This window comes from Anaplasma marginale str. Florida (assembly GCF_000020305.1).
GTDB lineage: Bacteria > Pseudomonadota > Alphaproteobacteria > Rickettsiales > Anaplasmataceae > Anaplasma > Anaplasma marginale.
Genome location: NC_012026.1, coordinates 18,433 through 40,676, shown reverse-complemented (window position 1 = coordinate 40,676; position 22,244 = coordinate 18,433). Strand labels below are relative to the sequence as shown.

20 protein-coding genes, 1 tRNA gene and 1 pseudogene are annotated in these 22,244 nt (G+C 50.1%); 10 read left to right on the top strand and 12 right to left on the bottom strand.

Going from position 1 to position 22,244, the window contains the following annotated elements; genetic code table 11:
- Window positions 1-5 precede the first annotated feature (5 nt).
- Complete coding sequence (locus tag AMF_RS05260) at window positions 6-713, top strand: SDR family NAD(P)-dependent oxidoreductase (RefSeq protein ID WP_010262423.1); 708 nt, start codon at window positions 6-8, stop codon at window positions 711-713.
- 180 nt (window positions 714-893) lie between these two features.
- Window positions 894-2,180, top strand: coding sequence for an NTP transferase domain-containing protein (locus AMF_RS05255; RefSeq protein WP_010266857.1), 1,287 nt, complete (start codon window positions 894-896; stop codon window positions 2,178-2,180).
- Between the two features lie 152 nt (window positions 2,181-2,332).
- Here AMF_RS05255 and rpsP read toward each other — a convergent pair whose 3' ends face one another.
- Window positions 2,333-2,602 carry a 30S ribosomal protein S16 gene (gene rpsP, locus AMF_RS05250; RefSeq protein WP_010266854.1) on the bottom strand — a complete coding sequence of 90 codons (270 nt, stop codon included), beginning with the start codon at window positions 2,600-2,602 and terminating at the stop codon, window positions 2,333-2,335.
- A 290-nt stretch (window positions 2,603-2,892) separates the two neighbouring features.
- Here rpsP and AMF_RS05245 point away from each other — a divergent pair, with 290 nt between their 5' ends.
- The gene (locus AMF_RS05245; RefSeq protein ID WP_010266850.1) at window positions 2,893-4,179 is read left to right on the top strand and encodes an MFS transporter; all 1,287 of its coding nucleotides are present in this window, start codon (window positions 2,893-2,895) and stop codon (window positions 4,177-4,179) included.
- Window positions 4,180-4,501: 322 nt separating this feature from the next.
- Here the strand turns inward: AMF_RS05245 and msp2 are convergent.
- A pseudogene (gene msp2 / locus AMF_RS05240) lies at window positions 4,502-4,960 on the bottom strand (outer membrane protein MSP2); the annotation flags it as partial.
- 1,710 nt (window positions 4,961-6,670) lie between these two features.
- Window positions 6,671-6,862, bottom strand: a complete 192-nt coding sequence (locus tag AMF_RS05230) for a hypothetical protein (protein WP_041660046.1) — start codon at window positions 6,860-6,862, stop codon at window positions 6,671-6,673.
- 231 nt (window positions 6,863-7,093) lie between these two features.
- Here AMF_RS05230 and AMF_RS05225 point away from each other — a divergent pair, with 231 nt between their 5' ends.
- Window positions 7,094-7,471, top strand: coding sequence for a TrbC/VirB2 family protein (locus tag AMF_RS05225; protein ID WP_041660045.1), 378 nt, complete (start codon window positions 7,094-7,096; stop codon window positions 7,469-7,471).
- Between the two features lie 240 nt (window positions 7,472-7,711).
- Here the strand turns inward: AMF_RS05225 and AMF_RS05220 are convergent, their stop codons facing one another.
- From AMF_RS05220 to gltX, 4 genes are all read right to left on the bottom strand, one after another.
- Window positions 7,712-8,230 (bottom strand): RsmD family RNA methyltransferase, encoded by a 519-nt coding sequence (locus AMF_RS05220; protein ID WP_241759768.1) that lies wholly within the window; start codon window positions 8,228-8,230, stop codon window positions 7,712-7,714.
- A gap of 58 nt (window positions 8,231-8,288) precedes the next feature.
- On the bottom strand, window positions 8,289-9,494 hold the full coding sequence (locus AMF_RS05215; protein ID WP_010266826.1) for a hypothetical protein: 1,206 nt from the start codon (window positions 9,492-9,494) through the stop codon (window positions 8,289-8,291).
- 134 nt (window positions 9,495-9,628) lie between these two features.
- Window positions 9,629-9,701, bottom strand: a tRNA-His gene (locus tag AMF_RS05210).
- Window positions 9,702-9,925: 224 nt separating this feature from the next.
- Entirely contained in the window at window positions 9,926-11,251 is a 1,326-nt protein-coding gene (gene gltX / locus AMF_RS05205) for a glutamate--tRNA ligase (RefSeq protein ID WP_010266823.1), read from the bottom strand.
- A gap of 230 nt (window positions 11,252-11,481) precedes the next feature.
- Between gltX and AMF_RS05200 the strand changes: the two genes are divergently transcribed.
- A complete protein-coding gene (locus AMF_RS05200; RefSeq protein WP_227013331.1) occupies window positions 11,482-11,871 on the top strand; it encodes an Erum7620/ECH_0207 family putative T1SS effector in 390 nt (129 codons plus the stop codon).
- A 97-nt stretch (window positions 11,872-11,968) separates the two neighbouring features.
- Here AMF_RS05200 and AMF_RS05195 read toward each other — a convergent pair whose 3' ends face one another.
- Entirely contained in the window at window positions 11,969-12,745 is a 777-nt protein-coding gene (locus AMF_RS05195; protein ID WP_010266818.1) for a thiazole synthase, read from the bottom strand.
- A gap of 80 nt (window positions 12,746-12,825) precedes the next feature.
- Window positions 12,826-13,035, bottom strand: coding sequence for a sulfur carrier protein ThiS (gene thiS, locus AMF_RS05190; protein ID WP_010262367.1), 210 nt, complete (start codon window positions 13,033-13,035; stop codon window positions 12,826-12,828).
- A gap of 197 nt (window positions 13,036-13,232) precedes the next feature.
- On the opposite strand from thiS, the gene AMF_RS05185 reads away from it, so the two are divergent.
- The gene (locus AMF_RS05185) at window positions 13,233-15,674 is read left to right on the top strand and encodes a hypothetical protein (protein WP_010266814.1); all 2,442 of its coding nucleotides are present in this window, start codon (window positions 13,233-13,235) and stop codon (window positions 15,672-15,674) included.
- Window positions 15,675-15,898: 224 nt separating this feature from the next.
- Here AMF_RS05185 and AMF_RS05180 read toward each other — a convergent pair whose 3' ends face one another.
- Window positions 15,899-16,486: a P44/Msp2 family outer membrane protein gene (locus AMF_RS05180; protein ID WP_276324272.1), complete on the bottom strand. Its 588-nt coding sequence runs from the start codon at window positions 16,484-16,486 to the stop codon at window positions 15,899-15,901.
- Window positions 16,487-16,489: 3 nt separating this feature from the next.
- Here AMF_RS05180 and AMF_RS10165 point away from each other — a divergent pair, with 3 nt between their 5' ends.
- From AMF_RS10165 to AMF_RS05170, 4 genes are all read left to right on the top strand, one after another.
- Window positions 16,490-16,723, top strand: a complete 234-nt coding sequence (locus tag AMF_RS10165) for a TrbC/VirB2 family protein (protein WP_011114405.1) — start codon at window positions 16,490-16,492, stop codon at window positions 16,721-16,723.
- 72 nt (window positions 16,724-16,795) lie between these two features.
- The gene (locus tag AMF_RS05175) at window positions 16,796-17,182 is read left to right on the top strand and encodes a TrbC/VirB2 family protein (protein WP_041660044.1); all 387 of its coding nucleotides are present in this window, start codon (window positions 16,796-16,798) and stop codon (window positions 17,180-17,182) included.
- Window positions 17,183-17,190: 8 nt separating this feature from the next.
- Window positions 17,191-17,316, top strand: a complete 126-nt coding sequence (locus AMF_RS10625; protein WP_010266790.1) for a hypothetical protein — start codon at window positions 17,191-17,193, stop codon at window positions 17,314-17,316.
- A gap of 138 nt (window positions 17,317-17,454) precedes the next feature.
- Entirely contained in the window at window positions 17,455-17,763 is a 309-nt protein-coding gene (locus AMF_RS05170) for a hypothetical protein (protein ID WP_010266788.1), read from the top strand.
- Between the two features lie 14 nt (window positions 17,764-17,777).
- Here AMF_RS05170 and AMF_RS05165 read toward each other — a convergent pair whose 3' ends face one another.
- Entirely contained in the window at window positions 17,778-19,292 is a 1,515-nt protein-coding gene (locus tag AMF_RS05165; RefSeq protein ID WP_010266785.1) for a proton-conducting transporter transmembrane domain-containing protein, read from the bottom strand.
- 219 nt (window positions 19,293-19,511) lie between these two features.
- Window positions 19,512-22,178: an AsmA-like C-terminal region-containing protein gene (locus AMF_RS05160; protein WP_244825226.1), complete on the bottom strand. Its 2,667-nt coding sequence runs from the start codon at window positions 22,176-22,178 to the stop codon at window positions 19,512-19,514.
- Window positions 22,179-22,244: the final 66 nt, after the last annotated feature.

Sequence of the window (22,244 nt, the reverse complement as noted above, 5' to 3'; positions counted from 1 at the left end):
ATGTAGTGCACAAAAGAGGCGTGATCATCACTGGGGCCGCACGTAGGGTTGGGCGGGCTGTTGCGATATTTCTTGCGGCCCAGCACGGTTACGATGTTATAGTGCACTACAATAGGTCGCACAGCGAGGCACTGGATCTGCAACGGATCATCCAGGAAGATTATGGGAAGCGGTGCCTGCTTTTCCGGTCTGACTTATGTGACTTTGCAACGCTTGGCCGCCTGGTTGCGTACGCTTTTGCGGAGCTCCCTTACTGTGATACTCTAATCAACAATGCCTCGGTTTTTCGCAAGAGCACCCTCGGGCAGCTTAGTGAGGGGGAACTCGAAGAGAATTATAAGATACACATAAAGGCCCCAGCATTCCTCACGCAACATTTCGCGCGCATGTGTGCGGCCGGAGGGAAGGTCATAAACGTAATCGATACAAACATCACAAGGACACAAACAAGATATTTTGCATATCTTTTGTCAAAGAAGGCACTGGCAGATTTCACAATAATGGCTGCCGCAGAGTTTGCACCAAACCTGCAGATCAATGCCATATGCCCACCTGAGATCCCAGACCACGAGATAGACAATGTAAAGTCACTCGAAGATGTAAATGCCGCCCCGTGCCTCAAAAACTTTCTAGATGCCGTTGCAACTTTGGTTGATTGTAACAACACACTCAGCGGCGAGATAATACATACTAGCCCTGCGGCCCCGCCATAACTGCCATAACTGCCGCGCGGTGCCACTTGGGCGGATTTGCCGGCTATGCGGGCAGATTCCGGCCCAGCACTTCTTGGCGCATTGTTGCACAGCCTATGGTGCACACGCCAAAAAAATCCCTAGAAAAAGCTCCAAAATTGATGAATCCTGGAGTCCCAAGTCCACGTATAACTAGGAGTTATGGATATCGTAATACTTGCTGCAGGATGTGGCAGCAGAATGTGCTCCACCACGCCGAAGATTCTACACAAATTGGGGAATGCGCCAATCATAAAGCATGTGCTGCAGCTTGCTGATGAACTGCGCCCAAAGCGCGCCGTCATAGTGACAAATGCTGCAGTAAATGGCCCGGTAGCCGCGCTGGCAGGGGAGCATAACCTGCGCCTCAACACCGTGCTGCAGGGTGAAATTGCGGGTACAGGGGGCGCGGCCACCTCAGCATTGCAGGCGCTCAAAAACCCCTCAGAAGAGATTGTGCTGATACTATACGGGGATACACCGCTGCTTGATAAGGCCACAGTGTGCCACGCCCTTGATAGGCTTTCAAGCGGGGCAAAAATTGTTCTCGTGGCCTTTAAATCTGAAAATAACCAGTACGGTAGAATTGTGTTGGGCAGCTCCGGGAATGTACTGGAAGTCAGCCATGGGCGTGACACAAACGGCCTTGCAGTTTCTGGGGCAATTGCGGGATACAGGCAAGTAATTTCTGGATTACTGGGAGGGCTATCATGCCGTGATGGAGAACTTTACCTAACAGATATTGTGCAATCTGCCGCGGAGAAGAATGTGGAAGTTGGCTATGTAATTGCAGATGAGCGCAAGGCGATGGGCATCAACACAAGGGCGGATCTTGCAATAGCGGAGTCATACTTCCAGTGCATGAAGAGAGCTAGCTTTTTGCAGTCGGGCGTGACTTTAACGTCCCCTGACCAAGTTTTTTTCTCAATAGATACGCAGATAGCACAAGATGTGATAGTGCATCCATATGTGGTTTTCGGCGCGGGGGTTGCTGTGGAGCCAGGCGCGGAGATACTATCCTATTCACATTTGGAGTTTTGCCACATCAAAAAAGGAGCCATTGTCGGCCCATTTGCCAGGGTTAGGGGCAATTCGACTATAGATAGGGGCTGCGTAGTAGGCAACTTCGTGGAGATCAAAGAAAGTAGCCTGGGAGAAATGAGCAAGGTGAAACACCTGAGCTACCTCGGCAACAGCACTATAGGCAAAAACACGAATGTGGGAGCAGGGACGGTTATATGTAACTACGATGGCCGAAACAAGCAGCATTCAGACATAGGAAACAACTGCTTTGTGGGAGCAAACAGCACGATAGTCTCCCCAATAAAAGTGGGCGACAACGCCGCAATAGCCGCCGGCAGCGTGATTACCGAAGATCTACCGCCACGAAGCCTAGGCATCGCCAGAAGCAGGCAGACAACAAAACCGGAATACAAGACCAGAAGGTGAGAAGAGCCGATTGCAAGTGCCCCACACCGAGGCTCTCAACAACAAGACACAAAGCAACGCAGAACAGCACCCTGCACGAGCTGACAACCCCGGAGCAAGCCGACACAAACGCCGCCACGACGCGGCACCGGCCACCAGCGCGCGAGCCCCCACTAGGCTCCAGCGGGACGTACCTCAACAAACCCCTTTTTTATGAACCAAGACACCCTGTCCGTCGGTTGGGCGCCCACACCCAGCCAGTAGCTGAGCCTCTCTGCGTCAATCTTCAGGAACCCGGGCTCACCACACGGCACCATGGGGTCATAAAAACCCACATGCTCGATGAACTTACCGTCCCTCTGAACTCTGGAGTCAGAAACCACGACCCTATAGAAGGGTTTCTTCTTCGCACCGAGCCTCATTAACCTTATCTTTACGGACATGCCTTACCAAGGACCCCTTTTAACCCGAGAGGGCCCATTCTACCATCACAGAACGGTGCGTCAATTAAATTTGCAGCATTTACTGTGACAAGGCCTGACATTTGGCATATAATGGCGACCCCTGGGAGCAATATGGCTCGGAGCGTGTTGGGGGAAGGCTGCTAGTGCCGGCTTGGTCATGGCGCAGCGGATTACTCCGCATTTTATGGTATGGGGCGTAGCCGGAAGCGTTAGGTAGGTTGCTGCGTGTTGTGCCCGTGGTTAGCAATGGCCGGGTGAATGGAGGTTTTATGGATAGCAGGAAGGTGACGAACGCCGTACTGTCCACTATAGCGTGCAATACACTGGTTTGGTACGACTTCATACTTTTCGGTAGCCTTGCTGGCACCATTGGTGAACTGTTCTTTCCGCAGGAAGACAGGTACTCATTGCTGTTGAGCAGCTTCTGCGTGGTTGCAGTTGGGTTTTGCATGCGCCCCTTCGGTGCAAGTGTATTTGGCCACATAGGGGACAAATATGGCAGAAAAGTAGCACTCATCCTCTCCATATTTGGTGTATCTGTACCGGTAGGGTTCATGGCCGTCATCCCCACCTACGAGAGTGTAGGTATACTTGCTCCGGTGCTGCTTGTAATATGTAGGCTGGTGCAGGGCATATCCTTGGGGGGGGAGGCAGGCAACGCAACGTTCCTCATAGAGCACTCCAAGAAGAGCAACACTGGGCTGTTTGGGAGCTTTGAAGTATTGAGTGCAGTACTCGGCTCCGTATTTGCTTTTGCGGTAAAAATTGCGGTCAGGCATTTTACTGGGGACAACTTCGGGGTGTGGGGGTGGCGCATACCCTTCGTGATCGGGTTTGTTGTGGGCATCATCAGCATTTATACCAGAGCAAAGACTGGTGAAAGCCCAGCGTATGAAGCACAAGCCAAGCAAGAGGGGGGTGATGTGCTCACTGGCGAATCTCCTGTCAGGCACCTATTTCGGCACTACAAGAGGGCGCTGTTATTGGCCATCTGCATAGATGGCATAGAGAACTGCTCGTTTCACATTCTGATGGTATTTTTCATCAGTTACGTGAGGGACTTTTCACCCGCTGTGGTCATCAACCCACAAATAAGTGAGGCGATAGAAATGGTCAGCGTTATGCTCGCAGGGGTATTGACGGTTGCCTTCGGTGCACTTTCTGATGTCCTTGGGAGGAAAAAAGTTATTGGAGGCGCAGCGGTGACGTTTCTGCTGGTCAGCATGCCTGTATTCTGGATGCTGAGTCAGGGGAGTGCGCTATACATTGGGCTTGGGTACTTGATATTTGTAGTGCCTTTTGCAGCTGCGCTGGGGCCATCCAGTGCTGCAATGTCTGAATTGTTCCCCACCAAGGTAAGGTACACAGGGTTTGGCATAGCGAGGAATGTTTCCTCAGCAATTGGTGGAGGGATTGCCCCTGCACTCTGCACCTGGCTAGTTAAGACAACGGGCTGGCGCATTGCCCCTGGGCTTTGCATAATATTCTGGGCACTGGTTGCACTAGTCGCACTTACAAGAATCAGGAAGGAAGACGTATACAGGGACTGGCTGTAGGACTGACTGCCCAACGATTCCAACCACAACTTACCTGTAGGTTGAAGGCTGGTGTAAAACTACAACATCGCACGCAACCTTACGGCATTCATTGGAGGCACTGCCAGCAAAGCACTAGGCACAAACTACGACAACACCTGATGGGGGAAAGTTCAGCAGTACCACTTATAAGCAATCGGCTGCGCATAGCAGCGGGAAGCCGCCGCAACCCACCAAGCATCTACCCCGCGGTTGGTAGTATTCCGTAAGTTAAAAGTTAGTTGGTTACTGGAGAACAGACTGGCTGTGGGGATACTCGCTAGGAAGGATTCACATGAAGGAACTAGAAGGCAAACCTAACACCCAACTCACCACCAAAGTAAGCGAAGTTAAATGAAGCAATACCAGTATCCTTATTCTTACCAGCAGTACCAGTATAATCAGAAATATGACTCAAAGGTAGCTCATCATAATCACCATCACCTAACACCTTGTGGTAGAAAGCCCCAGCAAAGGCAGAAATTTCAGGAGTCAGAGCATAACTCAGACCAGCCTTCACTCTGTAAGCAAACTTAGGATTAATGTGACCATCAACAACACTGACAAAGTTACCACCGATACCAGCACAAGCATAAGGAACAACCCCAATACCATCAGTCAGAAGGTCATAACAAGCATTGAGCATTACAGAAGTAGACCCTATAGCCCTGACCTCTATCACCTCCGCACCTTCAACAGCTCTAGCAAAAGCCCCAGCTACCATTGCCCGTTCATCAGCATCCAAGTTATTAATATCCCTAGCCCATTTTCTAATCTTCTCAGCAGCAATTAATTCCCTTGCAGCATTAGCTCTCTCACTTACATCTAGACTGTTTAAATAATCAGTCCAACCCCTGTTCTTAGCCATCTCCATCGCACTAGCTAATGCTGCCTTCATCACTGTTGCAACTCCACGCTTCTCAGCAATCTCTGTAAGTTCTTCTAGTGCTTTGATCCTATCTATCTGTCTCTCTAGTTTTACCACTTCCTTATCTTTTAGTGCACGTCCCAGTACCTCCGTTCCCGTCATTGCTTTCTCTAGCGGGCTTAATACAAATCCTAATAGTGTCATTCCTTGTTTCGCCAATCCTGCTAAGTCTTTCTCCTGCTTGAGCTTTTCTTGCACCAGCTTCAGCTTCTTCTCTTCCAGCACCTCCTTCAACTGCTTCAGTGTTTCCTTAACCTTGGACAATTCTCTCAATCTCTCTTCTGGTATTAGCTCATCCAACTGTCCTAGCTTTCTTAGTACTCGGATCTCTTCTGCTCCTTCTGCTGCTGTTACTAGCTTACCTACAGCTTGTGTACTATTCTCCTTGCGTATAGCCTGAGCACGCTGCTGTACCAGCTCCTTAAACTCCTCCCTCTTTATCTTCTCTAGCAGATCTAGCTGCTCTCCAAGCTCTGCTTTAATCTTCCCTATCAGTTGCAATCCTTCTTGAACATCTAGTCCTTGTAGCTTCTCAGCTAATGCCTTAACCTTGGCCAATTCTCTCAATCTCTCTTCCAGCCTCAATGCCTTGAGCTCCCTTATCGCTGCTAGTTCTTCTAGTTTGCTCTTGAGTACTTGCAGCTCCGTCATTGCTGCTAGTTTTTTCCGTCTCTCTGTGAGCTTCTTCATTCTCTCTTGCAGCTGCGTTCCGCTCTCCAGCTTCTCTATCTCCCTCTTCATCTCCAGCTGTTCCTGCTCTAAGTCTCCTATCTCCGCTATCTTCTTCAGCAGCTCCGACTCCTCCAGCTTCTCCAGTTCTCCTACCTGATCCTTCACCTCCTCTATATCCTCAACCTTTATCGCCACTTCCTCCTTTACCTTCTTCACCTCTTCCAACTTCTTAGCTTCTAGCCTCTCCAAGTCTCCTAGGCCTTCCTTTACTAGCGCTCTAAGCTTTTCTATCTCTTCTGATCCTTGTAGCTTCTCTATCTCCTCAGGCTTTAACTGCTCGAGCTTCTCTAACCACTTTTGCTCTTCTTCTTCTTTTATCTTCTCCTTAAGCTCTCGAACCTTTTCCTTGGCTTTTGTCGTCTTCTGCTTAAGCCTCCCCCTCACCTTCTCCAGCTCCTCAGTCTCCAGCTTTTCAAGTTCTTCTAACCACTTAAGTTCTCCAAGTTCAGCTAATTTACTTACTTGCTTTGCTAGTTCATGTTGTAGCTTTTCTAATTCTTCTGGTCTGCTCAGTTCTTGTATAACTAGTCCTTCATCAACTCCTACCATCTCCCCAGCAAGTAATGTATCTCCATCTGAGATCTCTCTACTAAACATTGCCCTTACAGGACTAGCTGTTCCTCTTCCTATACTACCTACTACTTCCTTCTTTAATCTATGTACATCACCCATGGACATCCTACCCAATGCACTGGATAGTAACTGACCCCTCGCTGTATCCAATGCTAGTTCCCTACCTAGTAGGAATGCTGCATCATCTCCCCCCTTAATAACAAACCTCTCATGTCCTATCCCTACTTCAACCCTGGCTCCTCACTCTCCCACTTCTGTAGCAGTGCCTGTTCCTATGCTATGTGTTGTCAGTGCAACACCAGGAAAGCTTGGAGTGCTGTTCCAACTCCTATCTTTGTAATCTCCATAGCACCAGTGCACCTCCTTCCTCTCCCAACTCCCGCACTCACTTTGCCTATCAACTGTGGAGCTCTTACCACGTGGGGTGACCATAGATGGTAGAGGTGCCACATAGGTAATATAGGGTGAGCCCCACACCTGTGGAATCAAGGGGGCTGTGTGGTACCAAGTTGTGGGGACGAAGTCAAGTGATGCTGGTAAGTGAGGATCTGGGTTGGACTGTACCCCAGGAACAACATTAGGTGTTGGTAAACTTATGGCCACTGTATTGAGGGTAATACCAGTTAGTGCAAGGGTGGACGTAGAGGTTTTGGGAGAGTGGTGATGTTGCTAAAACTTAGATTCTTACTCATTGCTGTAGTATTAGCATTGGGTATCTTACATGGTGTACCTGCAGGGGCTAATACTCAGAATAATCAGGCTGCTAAGGATGACGATACAGCGACTGTTGTTATATGTAACGTTATACGGTTTGTGCAGAAGCTTGGGCTTCCTATCATGACTGGAGTGATACTAGGTTCTAGCATTATGGCTATCTTTGGTAAGCTTGCATGGCCTGCTATTGTAATGTTGGTTGTATTTACAGCTATATTCTTTGGTGCTGGTAAGCTTATGGCTAAGTTTGCTGCTGGGTTGAGTGGTGATGGCATAGGTGATGCCAGTAAGTTTGACTGTGCCAGTCATACGAGTGCCAAGACTTAGTGGCAAGTAGCTGCTGCTAGGTAGTGGTGGTGCAGAGAGCTGTGGTGGTCGTGCCAAGTTAGACTGGGATGCCAGGGGTTTATAGATAGTGGCTTTGTTATGTCGGTGGTACCAAGAGCTTTGACTGTATCAGTTATAAAGGCACTGCTAGGCAGTGATGGTGCAGAGAGCTGTGTTGGCATTGGTAGTGAGTTGGGCTGAGGTGCCAGGGCGATGGTGTCGGTGGTGAGTGGTATACTGCTAATCGTCGGGGAGCGCGCACAGGAATAGTACTTCCGACCCGCAGTAAGACTTGCGGGTCAGTAGCTCATAGCGCTCAGGAATTGAGACCTTGGCTCCTTTTTTTATGCAAAGCACAACCACGCTACCAGCTCTGCACCACCGCATACTCAACATCGCGTTGAGTGAGACATTCACCAATGACGTTTCCTCGTAAGGAGGATCAACAAATGCCAGATCATAGCTGCGATCCGCCAACGGAAGTTTGTGCACATCGCAACACAAAATGGTCATTCTGTGTCCAACACCCAAACTCTCAGCCGTTCTTCTAACTGACTGTAAATTGGGTAAGTATATGTCTACGAGGCAGGCATGCTCTGCACCTCTGGATAGGGCTTCAAAGGCAAAAGCGCCGCTGCCGCAGCATATGTCACACACGTTTATACCTTCTATAGGGATGTGCGCACGTAAAACGTTGAATACTGACTCCCTTACCACAGAAACGGCCGGCCGTGCCTTAAGAGCGCTACCAGTGAACACACGCCTGCCACGGTGAACACCTGCTGTAACCCTGATCACACCCGCAGCCTAAAAACCGTCAAAACTTTTTGGTGAAATGGCGGCCCCTTATGGATTCCATAAGCCTCCCGCTCGCGGAAACTAGCTTCTCCGTATACACAGCCTGTTTGATTTTGTAGACCTCTTCGGCTGTTGGACTACCACCCTGTGAGACGCCACAAAGCACTATAAGGTCAACCTTTTCGCCCTCGCTGCTATCCCCTCCGGCCGCAGCAGCAGAGCTCAGCACCTCTCCTAGCTCGGCGTTGCTCAACATGAACTGGAGTTTAGAGGCAAGGTCACCAACGCGCACATCAAGACTTGTTGCATCCAGCCCCATGTTCTTGGCAATGCCATCGAAAGTGTCACAGTTGGCACCGCGCCCTTTCATTACCCGCAAAACGTTTTCGTGGTCACTTCTCGCGACAGAGACACGTTTTATGCTTGCAGAGCTGTTCAGAAACCCCTTGCTTACCTTGACCTTATTTAGCAGCTTCAGCACCAAGTAGCCGCGGTCAATCCTGATTGGGCCAATCACTTGGCCAACCTTGGCTTTTACTAGTGATATTTTCACATCGGGCAAGAAAGCGCTAGCTGTCACCCCAACAGCGCGGTCAGCGTACACTGCGTGCTCCCTATACCTGGATGCTATTTTGTCAAGCGCCACACCCTTGTTCAGCTCACTCAGCACGGAGTCTAAGACGTTTCCTGCCTTGAACGGCACGAAAACTTGCTCCAGGTCCAGCACGGTTTCAAGGCCGGCAGACTTCGCCTCATCAACGTAATTTTCGACGTCACTATCCGAAACCGCGAGAAAAGGCGCAACCCGTGTGGCCAATATTTTGCTCCATATGACCCTAGATCTGAGATGATCTTCCACAGATTTGTGGTCCAGCCCATTTTGCACTACACACTCACCGACACTCAGCCCGTCACAAACACCCAAAACCGAGAACATTTTACTGGCTTCTGCTTCTAACTCGCGCTTACCCACAGATATGCCCAACTCCTTGGCCTCAAGCTCTAGTACGGACTCATCAACCAGAGACTGCAGCACCTCACCCTGGTCGCTTCCAGCATGTGCAGTTTTGTAGAAAAATGCGTTCGCCTTTGTGCGCCTGGATACATCAAGACTGGTTATAGCCTTCCCATCAACAACGGCTTTTATGCGCACAGAAGAGGCACAGCAGTGATGCGACGCAAGAATAACACACAAAGCACAGCAGCACAGCAGGTAACGCAACATACGACCAAACTACAACACAAAGTAAGAGCTGATTCTAATGATAAAACCGCGGTAAGTCAAAGTTCTATTTGCATCGACGGTAATACTACAACCGAGATTTGTACCTAGGCATTGTGCTTGTAGCCTAGTGCGCGGGCGAGCGACCAGGATCGAACTGGCGACCTCCAGTGCCACAAACTGATGCTCTACCGACTGAGCTACGCCCGCCGCGAGGACAACCAACTATCACATCTGACTTGCAGGAGTCAAGTACCATATGCCGGGAAAATGGCCTCGCACAACCCGGCGGAGTGTACCGCCCTCCTTACACGCATCCGGCGGGAATGCTGAACGTCAGCATCGCATGTTACACACACGATAACCGACGGGCAACACCCGTGCACTAATTGCATCGCCAACCTTGGAAAAACCTGCCGTAGGCCGCCAGTGCGTTATGCGCCACGTAACCTCCGCAATATTTCCACTCTACCGATCAGAGGTAGTAATTTTGCAAACTCCGGACCTTTTGGCACCCCCGTAAGTGCGAGTCTGAGCGGCAAGAGAATGTCACGGGTCTCGCAACCCGAACATTCTTTGATTTTTTGCAGCCAAGTTTTCCATGTACCATCATTTGGCTCTCCTTCGGGTAGGAGATCGCTCGCTAGCTGCAGCAACTGCCGGTTTACGTCATCTACCACGGGAGTGACCCCAGGACCGCAAATCTCTGCCCACCCCTTCACCTCTGAAATAACGTTTATGTTGTCACGCACCGCGTACCAAAAGCCTTCCGAGCACTTTATGCCGCATGCTTCTAGTCTATCCCGTACTTCTGCAAATGGCAGCTTCTGCAGCAACCGTACATTCAGCTTGGATATGTCTTCCAGTTCGAACTTTATTGGGGCTTGGTTGAATAATTTGATGTCAAACGAATCCACAAGGGACCGCATGTTTGTGTGCGGCTCCACCGGAAGTGACGTACCTATCCTAGCCATGTAGCTGTTAATCGCCATAGGCTCGAGGTTCATGTCCCGCATTTTGAATATTTCGGTTCCACCCACCCGCTTAGACATCTTTGAGCCCCCCATGCGAAGTAGCGGTAGGTGGGCAAATGATGGTATTTTTGCGCCAAGCAAGCCCATAATGTAAATTTGCACTGCCGTGTTGCTTACGTGGTCTTCGCCACGAACGATGTGCGTTATCTCAAAATCTATATCGTCAACTGTAGAGGGAAACATGTAGGTATAACTTCCATCGGTCCTCCTGAGAATTGGGTCACTAATATTCTTAGCTTGAAACACCACCTTGCCCCGTATTTCATCTTCCCAGGAAATTGCCTGGTCACGACCTATTTTAAGTCTGAAATACGGCTTCCTGCCACTGTAGGCTTTTTGGTCCTGCTCAGTCATGTTCAAGGCACTTCTGTCGTAAATGGGTGGCAGCCCCATTTTGAGCATCATTTTCCTTTTTAACTCCAGCTCCTCCGGAGTTTCGTAGCAGGGGTAGACTGCACCTGCGTCTATCAGGGAGTTGAAAACTGCGTCATACCTACTGATCCTAGAGCGCTGGTTGAAACAAATATCCCAATCCATGGCCAGCCACGTTAGGTCATTTTTTATTCCTTCCACATACCTGTCTTCGGACCTTTCAAGGTCAGTATCGTCTATCCTGAGCAAGAGCTTGCCAGATCTGCTTCTGGCGTACAGCCAGCATATTAGCGCCGTTCTCGCATTCCCTATATGCATGTACCCAGTGGGGCTGGGCGCAAAACGAGTAATCATTCAGTCCAACCTGCAGAGCATCCTGTCATGGATTAACCTAATACGTAAACAGCGTGTAAGATATTGCACATTGCCAGGCAATACACCAGTGAAGTTTAACACATAACGCCCCAAATCCCGAGATATCTGCACATCAACTCCTTTACCAAGGGAATAGCACGTAAGCAACCTGAATCTTTTTGTTTACCGAGGAAGGTTTTCTTTTTAGAATGGTAACCCCGGTCGTTCTTGTGATCAGAGTGCATTTTTTCTGTGTATACACGCACGGAGGGTCAGGGTGCGTTAAGTTCGTGCGCGACGGTTTTTCGTTTCTGGCCTTTATTTTCGTGTTCTTCTACGCCGCCTATAAGAGGCTGTGGGCCTTAACTTGTATCCTGGTGGCGGCGTCGTGCATCGCTTACGTTGCATACCATGAACGTCTGATCGGCCTGCCTTGCTACATAATGCTGGAATTCACTATTAAGCTCTACGCCGGCCTTTCTTACCCAGACTGGCTGCGCATGAAGCTTAGAAGAACTAAGCATGCTATTTCCGCAACCGTACTGGCACATAATGCCCTGCACGCTCGGTTACGGTTTATGGAACAGGCAGCAAATAAAACACCCGGCGGCACTTCGTAGGTCTGCTGCCTAGTGCGTTGCGCGCTGCAAGTTGCTTCTACCAGCAACATACCCGCTCGTTGTTAATCCAGATTCCAAATCAGCTGAATTACCGCAGTCACCCGCGCCAAAAAGGCGTATCTATAAGGGGAGTGCTCGCCACTGCGAACTCCCTTTTGCCTATCATGCCTGCTTCGTATCCAAGCCGGCCGGCCTCTACAGCATATTTGAAAGCGTGAGCCATATTTGCGGGGTCAGGAGATCGCGCGATTGCACTATTGGTCAACACTCCGTCAATCCCGGTTTCCATGACCATAGCCGCATCAGATGGTCTGCCTATGCCGGCGTCCACAATGATTATTATATCCTTACATCGGTTTCTCAGTAGCTTAAGATTGTGTACATTCAACACGCCCATGCCGGAACCTATGGGGGACACACCGGGCATTAGTACTCTGCATCCACAGTCTATAAGTCTGCGGCACGCTACAAGGTCATCCGTGCAATATGGGAAGACTTCAAAGCCCTGGTTTACAAGCTCTTTAGCGGCTTCACATAACAACATGATGTCAGGGTGTAGTGTGTAGTCATCACCAATGATTTCAAGCTTGATCCAAGAAGTGGCAAAGATTTCCCGCGCCATTTGCGCCATGCGTACAGCATCGCTCACTGTACAACAACCAGCCGTATTTGGTAAAACACGGCACCCACTGTCCCGAACTATACGCCAAAAATCTCCCCCCGCCCTGGCAGACGGCATTTGCCTGGAGAGAGAGACAGTTACCACCTCCGTTCCAGAGTTTAGTATGGCCTGCTTGAGCACCTCTGGAGATGGGTATAGCGCAGACCCGAGTAGCAATCTGCTGTTTAGCTCTGCTCCGTACACATTCCACACGTTACCCCTCCGTGCCATGAAGGCCGAGCAGCTGTGCAGTTGCTGCCGCGCTGAACCATTCGGGAGACGCGCACCACATGCTAACCACCTTGCATTGGGTATACTATGTCTATAGCATCCCCATTTTTGAGTGCATACTCGCCATATTGTGCCTTGGTAACAAGTACATGATTGACTGTTACAGCAAAGGGTGCACTAGCTGCATATTCTGCTACAGCGCATTGTAGCGAGCTTCCCGCAGGTATTGCTCTCTTTTCTCCATTAACCTCGATATTTATCATATCTTCCATGGAAAAGACTCGAAGCTTGAATCAGACGCTGTAGTGTATACATCAATCCCCCAGTCAGTGCCAGCCATTTCCGCTCTAAATCACAGATGTTGGCGGGTGGTAGCGTAGGAGGTTCTCAAAACGCGGTACGAGTTATCTTGTACGGCTGGTGATATTATGCTAATCTCGGCATAACGTAGATATGATGGTGGATATTCATGCTGTCACTGCAGAAAACAAGTTACCTGGCACCTACCACTACAAACAATAACGCCTCTCTATTCCTGACTGCAGAGTTTCAGGGTTTGGCAAAACTGCTAGCAGATACAAATTCTCTGCCCATGCTATCCGGGTTCCTAGCGGGAGTTGTTGGAACGAACAGTGCGATGGCTGGATATCCATACATAAGCATACTGCGGCACAATCTTAGGCTTAGCAGGAATGACATTGAAAAACTTACCAACTTTGAGCACGGGCACTACAACCGCACGTGGATGACCGAAGTATTGTGCCAATCCCTACTACAAATTGCGCAGGAGCATAACGTAGACGGTCCGCAGCTGCAACGTCTAGCATATTGTTGCGCATCTAAGATATACAAATTACACGGCAAGTCGTCTGCGTATAATTTTTTCAGTCCGGCATCTATTGCATGCGTGCAAGAGCTGTCATCATACTTGCAAAGGGTGGGAATCAACGCACACCTTAGCTTAGATGTAATAACGGAAAACAGTCTAAAAGTGCTGGACAACCTGTCGCGCTACTTTGCCCTGAAAATGCGGCAGGAATTTTGTCTTTTGCTTACTTTTTATGGCGCGAGTTACGATAAGCTGCCGCCAGCCTGCATGTCAGCAGTGCTAGTTCGGCGTATATTGCACGTCCATGGAAAGGCAGTACAAACCCCTGTTAGAAATCTCAGTACGCAAGAAACTAGAGCCAGGCAGCTGGTTTCTGAGGCTATAACAACGCATCTAGAGCAGACCAAAAAACGTCTAGAATATGTCGAAGTCATTGTAAATCGGCGCCACCCTTGGTATATGCTGCACCGCAAGCTTGTGCAATTCTTCTACGCGGTATTCATCCTACCGAAGCTGCGTGAGGATTACGGCACCCTGAAAAGGCTTGATGCCGTTTATAAGGATAGCATCATGTATGGTGACTGCGCAAAATTCTTTGAGAGTTTGCTTAACATCAAGCTCATGAATATAGATCGCTACAAAAAACACCCCGAGCTGGTCGCAACTTTGCGCGCAGTACAGAGCTCATACAAGGTTGCTAGCCACACAGAATATATGGCAACAGTGAGAAACTGCACATCCCAACCTAGGCCCCTGCCGTTGCGCTGTTTCGCGCTGACAAATCCCAAGTATGGTGGGGTATTGGGGCTTGCACACCAGAAAGTGCGCACAAAAATGGGCACTGTATCCAGATGGCTGAAGCGGCAGTCACATGCTGCACGATGCAAACTTGAGCAAAACACCGGGTATTATCCTACAACTATGGCAGCAAATGCATATGAGCAACCCAAATCACGCGCGTGCGGTAGTACGGGAGATGACGATGCCGTTGCAGCGTTGCATCCTCGTCCCAGCAATGATAACTTCCGCCTTCGTACCGGCACCCTGCTAACACACCTTCTAAAACTACTCAGCAGGAAACAGCAGCATCGGGCAAGTAGCCTTACAGCGCTCAACTTGTGTTACGCGAATGGCGTCGGACACATGCTTGCTGGGGGCACAAAAGCATCTGCAGCCCGCAAAGTGCGCCGCCCTGTAGGCACGCACACATCTAGGTACCTGCGGGAAAGCCAAAGAGCACGCTCCCTGCTACTGCACGCCGAGTCACTGTGTAATTTGTATACAACATGTGCTGACCAGGAGCTCGGCCACGACTCTGACGTAGAGTCCTCACCTGCAAGCAATGACCATACAAAAAAGAGCACAAAGTCATTCTCGTCACTTTTGCTGCGCATATCTCAGAGCAACAGGTGTGGCTACGTGAAGGCCGGCAATTTTGGGAGCTTGGGCAAAAAGAGGAAATTGGCCTCATATGTCTCGGAGAGTATGTCGAGCAAATGTGTGAGCCCAGACCAAGGCGTTGATGCACACGGTGACGTTCGGCCTTCAACCCAACAATTACCAACCAATGCCGGCCACAAGCAGAAATGTGGTATTAACAATGCTGCGGAGCGGCGCACGCCGGCCTTACGATCTGCAGCTACACCCTCGAGCAATGACAACTGTGTCTCTGAATCGAGCACCGCATCATCCACAACTCTGGCGCAATCAGCGTCTGCAGGGCTTCAGCGCAGGAAGAAAAAACACCGGGTTGTACATGCACTCAAGAAGCGCCTTCTCTGGGCTTTATGCGCGGCGCACACCTGTGCAGCAGAGCTTCCTGGCAGCGATGCACCTTCAATAACATCTGAGCATTCTTCCCATAGCACCCGGAAGCACAAAACACGCAAGAAGCCCCACAGTGCCGCACCTAAACAAACCTTAGTATTATACGTACCGCCACTCACCACCAACGAGGCAGAAGGGGAATGCAACCGTTGCACACGTAGCGTAACATCAGAACATGCATCAGGGTATGAAAGTACAGACTCATCATGCGGCCAAGCTACTTCCTACGATGAACGCACTAGCTGCTCCAGATAGCCGCAAAATGGCCCAAAAAACACCCTGAACCACATGCCCACGGGGCCCCCACATGACCTTACGACACCATGGATAGAGCATGGAGCGCATCCGCGCCACCAAAACCTCCTGGCCCTACAACACGCCGCAACCGTAAGGGTTGCTACCAATCCATCCTTGCCAGCAGCCCCGCACCACCACTGCTACCAGTCCCTGCAGTCATACCATGGAGATACTACAGAATCTCACCCCTCTTCCACCAACGCATCTACCCATGCACGGTTAATGATGTGAGTATATGGGAGAGCAAAAGATAGGAAGGTATGGGAGCACCCATGCCTCTGAGTAAGGAGGAAAAGGCTATTAATGTTGCCCGCCATCCCCTGCAAGCTGATGGTGTTACTAGTACCACTGGCAGTGGTGTCCATTGATGAGATAGCCTCTGCACCGTCAGTGTTGAATACAGTACTAAGCTTGCCATTGTTGGTGCTGCCACTGGTGGCGTTAACCCCACACTGGTTGCCACTAGTGGTACCCTTGCCACACACCTTCTTACTCAGTTCATCACCACTAGTAGTGCCAGTAGCACTCTCTATGGCATTACCCCACTTCTTAGCCTCACTCTTAGTCATCTTACCTAAAGCAGTGGCAAGACGGTCTACCTGACCTCTAGCTGTATGATATGCTAACTCCTTTCCTAATAAGAATACTGAAGCTGTATCCTCATTAGACTTCTTACCTCCCTTAATGACAAACCTTTCATACCCTACTTCTACTTCAACCCTTGCTCCTCCAATACTATACCCAATGCTCCCCTCTAGGGCTGTGAGCATGCTATGGTAGCCCTGATATGGTTATTCATCACAGCAGGTTCTACTAATGCCGATACTATCAGCAGTACTAACACTGCTGACGATACAGCTACCAAGGTTATTTGTGACGTCATTGTCTTCGTGCAGAAGCTGGGATTACCCATCATGACAGGGGTGGTACTAGGTTCTGGCGTCATGGCTTGGCACACTTGCATGGCCTGCCATGGTAATGCTGGTTGTATGTACAGCCATAGGTAAGCTTATGGCCACTGTATTGAGGGTAATACCAGTTAGTGCAAGGGTGGACGTAGAGGTTTTGGGAGAGTGGTGATGTTGCTAAAACTTAGATTCTTACTCATTGCTGTAGTATTAGCATTGGGTATCTTACATGGTGTACCTGCTGGGGCTAGTAAGTCCAGCGAGGGTGCTCAGACTGCTGATGATACAGCGACTATTGTTATATGTAACGTTATACGGTTTGTGCAGAAGCTGGGACTACCCATCATGACTGGAGTGATACTAGGTTCTAGCATTATGGCTATCTTTGGTAAGCTTGCATGGCCTGCTATTGTGATGTTGGTTGTATTTACAGCTATATTCTTTGGTGCTGGTAAGCTTATGGCTAAGTTTGCTGCTGGGTTGAGTGGTGAGGGTGTGAAGGATGCCGGTAGCTTTGACTGTTCCAGTTATAAAGGCACTGCCCAAAGTAACCGATAGAAGATTAGGTGCTGCTGGGTAGTGATGGTGCAGAGGTGGTGGTCGTGCCAAGTTGGGCTGAGATGCCGGTAGGCAGTGATGGTGCAGAGGTGGTAGCAGATTGGGCTGGGTTGCCCCTAAATATTAAGTTATAGTTGCCATCTGCAGGGCCCCACAATGAAGGGAGATTTACTTTCGTCCACTGTTACTGTACAATGTCCCGGTGGTGGTTATGCCATGAAAAGCTTAGCGGGCGTCCCCGCTGCGTTGTGTGTTGTTTGTGGTTGTGTGTCATGCCTAGTTTTACAGGTGTATTGTTTCTTGCCGTTTTTGGAATAGTCCTGTACGTCCTGTTGACCTACGCGGTCAATCAGTTTACTGCTTGGATTGGAAAACGGAACAGGGATTTAAGAGAGAAATCCAGTGCACCTTGGGGGAGTGCCAGCGCAGTCCTCAAGAGAACCAGTAGTACTAAGCCGCCTCAGCGGCAGTTTTCGCCATATATGAAGCACGGTGCTACCGCTGTGCTCCCGAAGAGCGTCATCGGGGTGGAGGCTGTATCCCAAGTTTTTGTGTCATCCAACAGGGGAAGGGGCAGGTAGGCTGCACCTGAACATTACAGCGGGTTGTTCGGGTGAAATAATAAGTCCGCCGCTATTTGCTCAGAAATTGAAGTGAGCGGTAGCGGATAGGCCCCGGCTATGAACCCAAAAAATGCCATAATCCAAATGCAGAGAGTCATAGCCCTTGGCGTCTTCAGGGCTATGTCGTTAGCACAGCTCTCCACCATTCGGGAAGAGAAATACAGATGCTCCACCACGCGCCATGTGTATATCACGGAGCATACAGAGCCAACCGACAAAACCACCAGTCCGGTGAAGGCGCGTGCATCCATAAACGAACTGAGCATGTGCCATTTCGCCACAAACCCTATAGTGGGCGGCATGCCGACCAAGCTGAGCGCCAACAGGACAAAAGCAGAGGTTACATGCGGCAAGGCCTTGCTTAGGCTTAAGTACTTACTGCTGACTTTGCGTTTGTTAAAGTGATACGCTATACCCCCAGAAACCATGAACAGTGCAGACTTTACGATACTGTGATTGACCATATAAGCCACAGCGGCGGCAAGCCCAGAGTATGTGTTTATGCAAACTGCGAGAATGATGCAGCCAATATTAGAGGCGCTCGAGTATGCAAGCACATCCCGCATATCTCTGCTCAGCGCCGCAATCACAGAAGTGAGTACCGTAGCAATTGCGGCCAAGGTTAACAGAGCGGTGCCGAAAGGCAGCTCAGTGAACACTAGTCTGGTACCGAAGACGTTGTGCACTACCCTTATTATTAGGTACACCATAACTTTCGTAGCCGTGCCAGATAAAAATACGGTAACAAATGCAGGTGAGGCTGAATAAGCCTTTATCATCCAGCCGTGAAACGGGAACAGCGCAGCTTTTACGATCAAACCCAGCATTACACACAAAACCCCCGCCTGCACGGCCCTGTTTACCGGGATCTCTTGCAATATCGCAAACATGTCCCCCATATTCAGTGTGCCGGTGGCGGCATATAGAAACCCGATGCCTATCAGGTAAAAAGTTGCACCCACCGTGCCCATGATTAAATACTCAAATGCAGAGGAAACTGCGCGCTTGTCATCACCCACAGCGACCAAAACGTAAGAGGATATGGATGCCACTTCCAAGAATACGTAAACATTGAACACGTCATGCGAGACTAGTATCCCAAGCATGCCCCCAAACGCCAGCAGGAACGCGGCATAAAACCTGGGGACCACGTTTGCAGAAAGTTCCCTGCGGCTGGGATATACGCCATAGATCACACTCATGATGCCGATAAACCCAACCAGGAGCAGCATGGTCGCGCTTAGCAAGTCGACTCGCAGCTCTATCCCATAAGGAGGGCCCCATCCGCCCACTTGGTACACAACTGGGCCACTACTACTAATCTGAACGAACAGCGCTAGGGCTGTAAAGAAGGACAAAGCAACCGCTCCGCAGGATATAGCTTGCGCCCATGCAACTCTGTTGCGCAGCAAAGAGCACACAACGGCCGACAGTAGCGGCACAATCACCTGCAAAATAACCAGATGCTCCTTTAAGGCGCCAATCACGCGATTTCCCTTTCATCCAAAGGCACCTTGCATCCTTATACCAAAAGCGTAACATTTACAATACATACTTTGAAAAACCGCATGGCGGCGATAATTACAACCTACGGTATTGCCTACCCAGACCACCACAGCATTGCAAGCGTCTGCAAGCAAGGCCCTATGGAACTCTGCTTTCTCGCAGCGCGTAATTCAGCCAGGTTTATAGCAAATTTACCGGGCCTATCTGTTGCTCCTCACGATTTCGTACAGGCTATCTATATCAAACGTGGGGTTTGGCTGCCATACATACCCTTGTAGGTGCATATCCATATGCACGGGGGACTCGCTCTCTGGAGGGATGAAGAAGAATCTGAACAGCGCAATGACAGCGAGTTGTGGGACCGAAAGGTTGACAGATGCGGAGCCAGCTGCGTTACCTATTTTAAATTGCAGAGATGAAGCGAGAGAACCTTGATCTATCTGGGATTCCCCATCCAGCGTCTCAAAGAGTGTGCTGCCTCTGTAAAGATGTACGCGCGCAAGGGATGCGACCTCAGATTTGCTCTCAGCTGCGAACAAATCCTCAATAAACCCGTTTAAGTCTACACCACCAATGTCCAGCCCCCTAGCCGCGAATTTTATCTTGCCCTTTAGGGCATTGGCAAGTTCGAGCATGCTCCTTCCTTGCGTTTGAATGCTGCCACTTACGCTAACGTGCCCGCTCACCTTCGAAGTTTGTGACGAGTTTGTTTGCTGTTCTACATCCCCGATCGAGACGTCCGATGCAGAAACGACCAGGGACAAGGAAGAGACCTCTCCCATACCGATATTACCGCTTATATCCACTGTGCCGCTCTTCCCCTGGGCAAAGTGTAGCTTGTCCATGGACATAACGCCCTCTTTCAGGGTGGAAAGCCATGTAAAATTCGATAGCATCCGGCCGCCGAAAAACAATTCCTTAACGTGTACCTCAATGCTGCCATCTAAGCCCTCAAAGCTGGCAAGATCTATGGGTCTACTTGACCACAAAAACTTCTCCGATTTCTCCCCCCGGGGAGAGCTGCTTGCGGTATCAGCATGCACATCTGCCCCGGTGCGCTCCACAAACTTGGGAAGCCGCAAGAAAGCATCGCTGTACCTAGCGCTTTTGAGGCTCACAAATACCTTCGGGCGCATACCACGGCTGCTGAGAGCAACGCTTGCACGTCCTTCCAAGTCAGACGGACTGTCGTGTTCATCAACCGCACGCATGCTGATCTTCTCGACGCTCACTTTGTGCTGCGATAGGTCTGCCAGGAAGCTCAGCTCCTTGACAAACCCAGAGTTCACCGCAAAATTCTGCAGCCTAACCGCAAGCTTGACCGGACAACTGACACTTCTCAGCCACGTGAAGTTCATGACGTCGCGCTTGACGTCGAAGTCTTCATCAAAGCTGTAGCCACCAACACTAAAGTTGCTCATGGTCACATCACCTATGACCTCACCCCCCCGTTTACCGTATTTGTACTTTACATTCCCGTATGCGTGGGCACCACCTGCGTACATTCTTGCGCCCAACAGAGAGAAAATACGAGGGGCCACATACAGGCTACCCGTGAGAGCAAACTTCTTACCCTGTGCCCTGTGCGCATCTGCACGTAGCGGCAGTAACCAGGATACGATTGTGTCGGCATCGTCCCCCTGAGCGCTAAGAGTGCCGACAAACCGGGGCACTATGCTGCCCGCATCTTCTGAAGTTACCCCACTAACGCTCAGACGGTTGTTTTTACCCGGCAGATCGAGCAACAATCGATCAACTGCGATCCTGCCCTGCCTGACCGAAACTGCAGCCACAAGATTTCTCGATACGCCGCCTCTGTAGTTTATCTCTCTCACATCCAGCCCGACTGTAGCATCCAACCACGATGGCACGACGGAGAAGCGTTCCGCGCTGCTTTGGAAATCTGCATAATAAGCATCCTGCTCGGTGCCTAGACCTTCGGGGAACAGGGCGTCTAGATCAATGGAGGAGAAATTCAGGGACGTTGTACAGAAAGGCGCATAAGTGCACGCCAATTCCAGGGTTCCGGAAATGCTTTTGCTCTGCATGGTAAGGTCTTTCACTTCGAATCCGCTGCCCTTCGCAGCCTTGATTCCTGCAGACAGTACCATCTCCTCAGCGGAGGCAACAGAGCCTAGGAGCCTGTAATTTGTAACTACTGCCACGGTTTGTGCCAACTCAGAAAGGTTTTCAGTTTTGACCTCAAACCTGGCGCCAAAGTCATCAAACAAGCCCTGACCGGCACCATTGCCACTTAGTACCATGCTTGTATTAGGGGAGTGCAGCTCTACCTTGACTGTGCTACCAGCCGCACTGCGTTCTAACTTTGAAGAGAGGAGGTATTTAGTACCACCTATCTTGAGCACAGCATCACCGAACAGCGCGCTGCCGCTTGATTTTATCGTTGCACTCTTCACGTGCACTGTATTGTATGCAGATGCGGAAGCGCCAACGACCCCACCTGTCACGACTGCTGAATCAAAAATCCGCACATGACCGAGACCGCTCTTGGTCTGCGAGCCCACCATGCCGACCAGGCCCCCAACGCTGGTACGCAGCCCGTACAGGCTAATTGTGCGCACTTTCGGTTCACCCATAAGTATCGACAACGGGTCAACGCTGAGTTCCATGCGATCGATCGAGAGTGTACCAGCGCAACCCGCGGCGTCCTCACTGCACTCCACGTAGAGGTTGCGAACCGTAAGTTTTGGAAGCAGCAGACTGCCCTCAATATTCCCTATGGCCTTAACTACCGCGCCACTACTGCCTGTGGCCGCACCCAACTGTTTAAAAACATACTCGCCATAGTGGGCGTTCCAATCCACCAGGTAGGGTACAAACGCCAGCGCTGCAAATACAACTAGCACACAACAACATAAGCGCCCCAAAAACTTCATCGGTATACCGAAAGCATCACCCACTTATATTCACCA

Coding starts and splice junctions, on each gene's coding strand:
- rpsP (WP_010266854.1), bottom strand. CDS start 2,602: ATGTCCGTAAAGATAAGGTTAATGAGGCTCGGTGCGAAGAAGAAACCC.
- gltX (WP_010266823.1), bottom strand. CDS start 11,251: ATGATTACTCGTTTTGCGCCCAGCCCCACTGGGTACATGCATATAGGG.
- AMF_RS05180 (WP_276324272.1), bottom strand. CDS start 16,486: ATGCTCACAGCCCTAGAGGGGAGCATTGGGTATAGTATTGGAGGAGCA.
- AMF_RS05215 (WP_010266826.1), bottom strand. CDS start 9,494: ATGTTGCGTTACCTGCTGTGCTGCTGTGCTTTGTGTGTTATTCTTGCG.
- AMF_RS10165 (WP_011114405.1), top strand. CDS start 16,490: ATGGTAGCCCTGATATGGTTATTCATCACAGCAGGTTCTACTAATGCC.
- AMF_RS05170 (WP_010266788.1), top strand. CDS start 17,455: ATGCCTAGTTTTACAGGTGTATTGTTTCTTGCCGTTTTTGGAATAGTC.
- AMF_RS05225 (WP_041660045.1), top strand. CDS start 7,094: ATGTTGCTAAAACTTAGATTCTTACTCATTGCTGTAGTATTAGCATTG.
- AMF_RS05175 (WP_041660044.1), top strand. CDS start 16,796: ATGTTGCTAAAACTTAGATTCTTACTCATTGCTGTAGTATTAGCATTG.
- AMF_RS05230 (WP_041660046.1), bottom strand. CDS start 6,862: ATGGTCACCCCACGTGGTAAGAGCTCCACAGTTGATAGGCAAAGTGAG.
- AMF_RS05185 (WP_010266814.1), top strand. CDS start 13,233: ATGCTGTCACTGCAGAAAACAAGTTACCTGGCACCTACCACTACAAAC.
- AMF_RS05245 (WP_010266850.1), top strand. CDS start 2,893: ATGGATAGCAGGAAGGTGACGAACGCCGTACTGTCCACTATAGCGTGC.
- AMF_RS05255 (WP_010266857.1), top strand. CDS start 894: ATGGATATCGTAATACTTGCTGCAGGATGTGGCAGCAGAATGTGCTCC.
- thiS (WP_010262367.1), bottom strand. CDS start 13,035: ATGGAAGATATGATAAATATCGAGGTTAATGGAGAAAAGAGAGCAATA.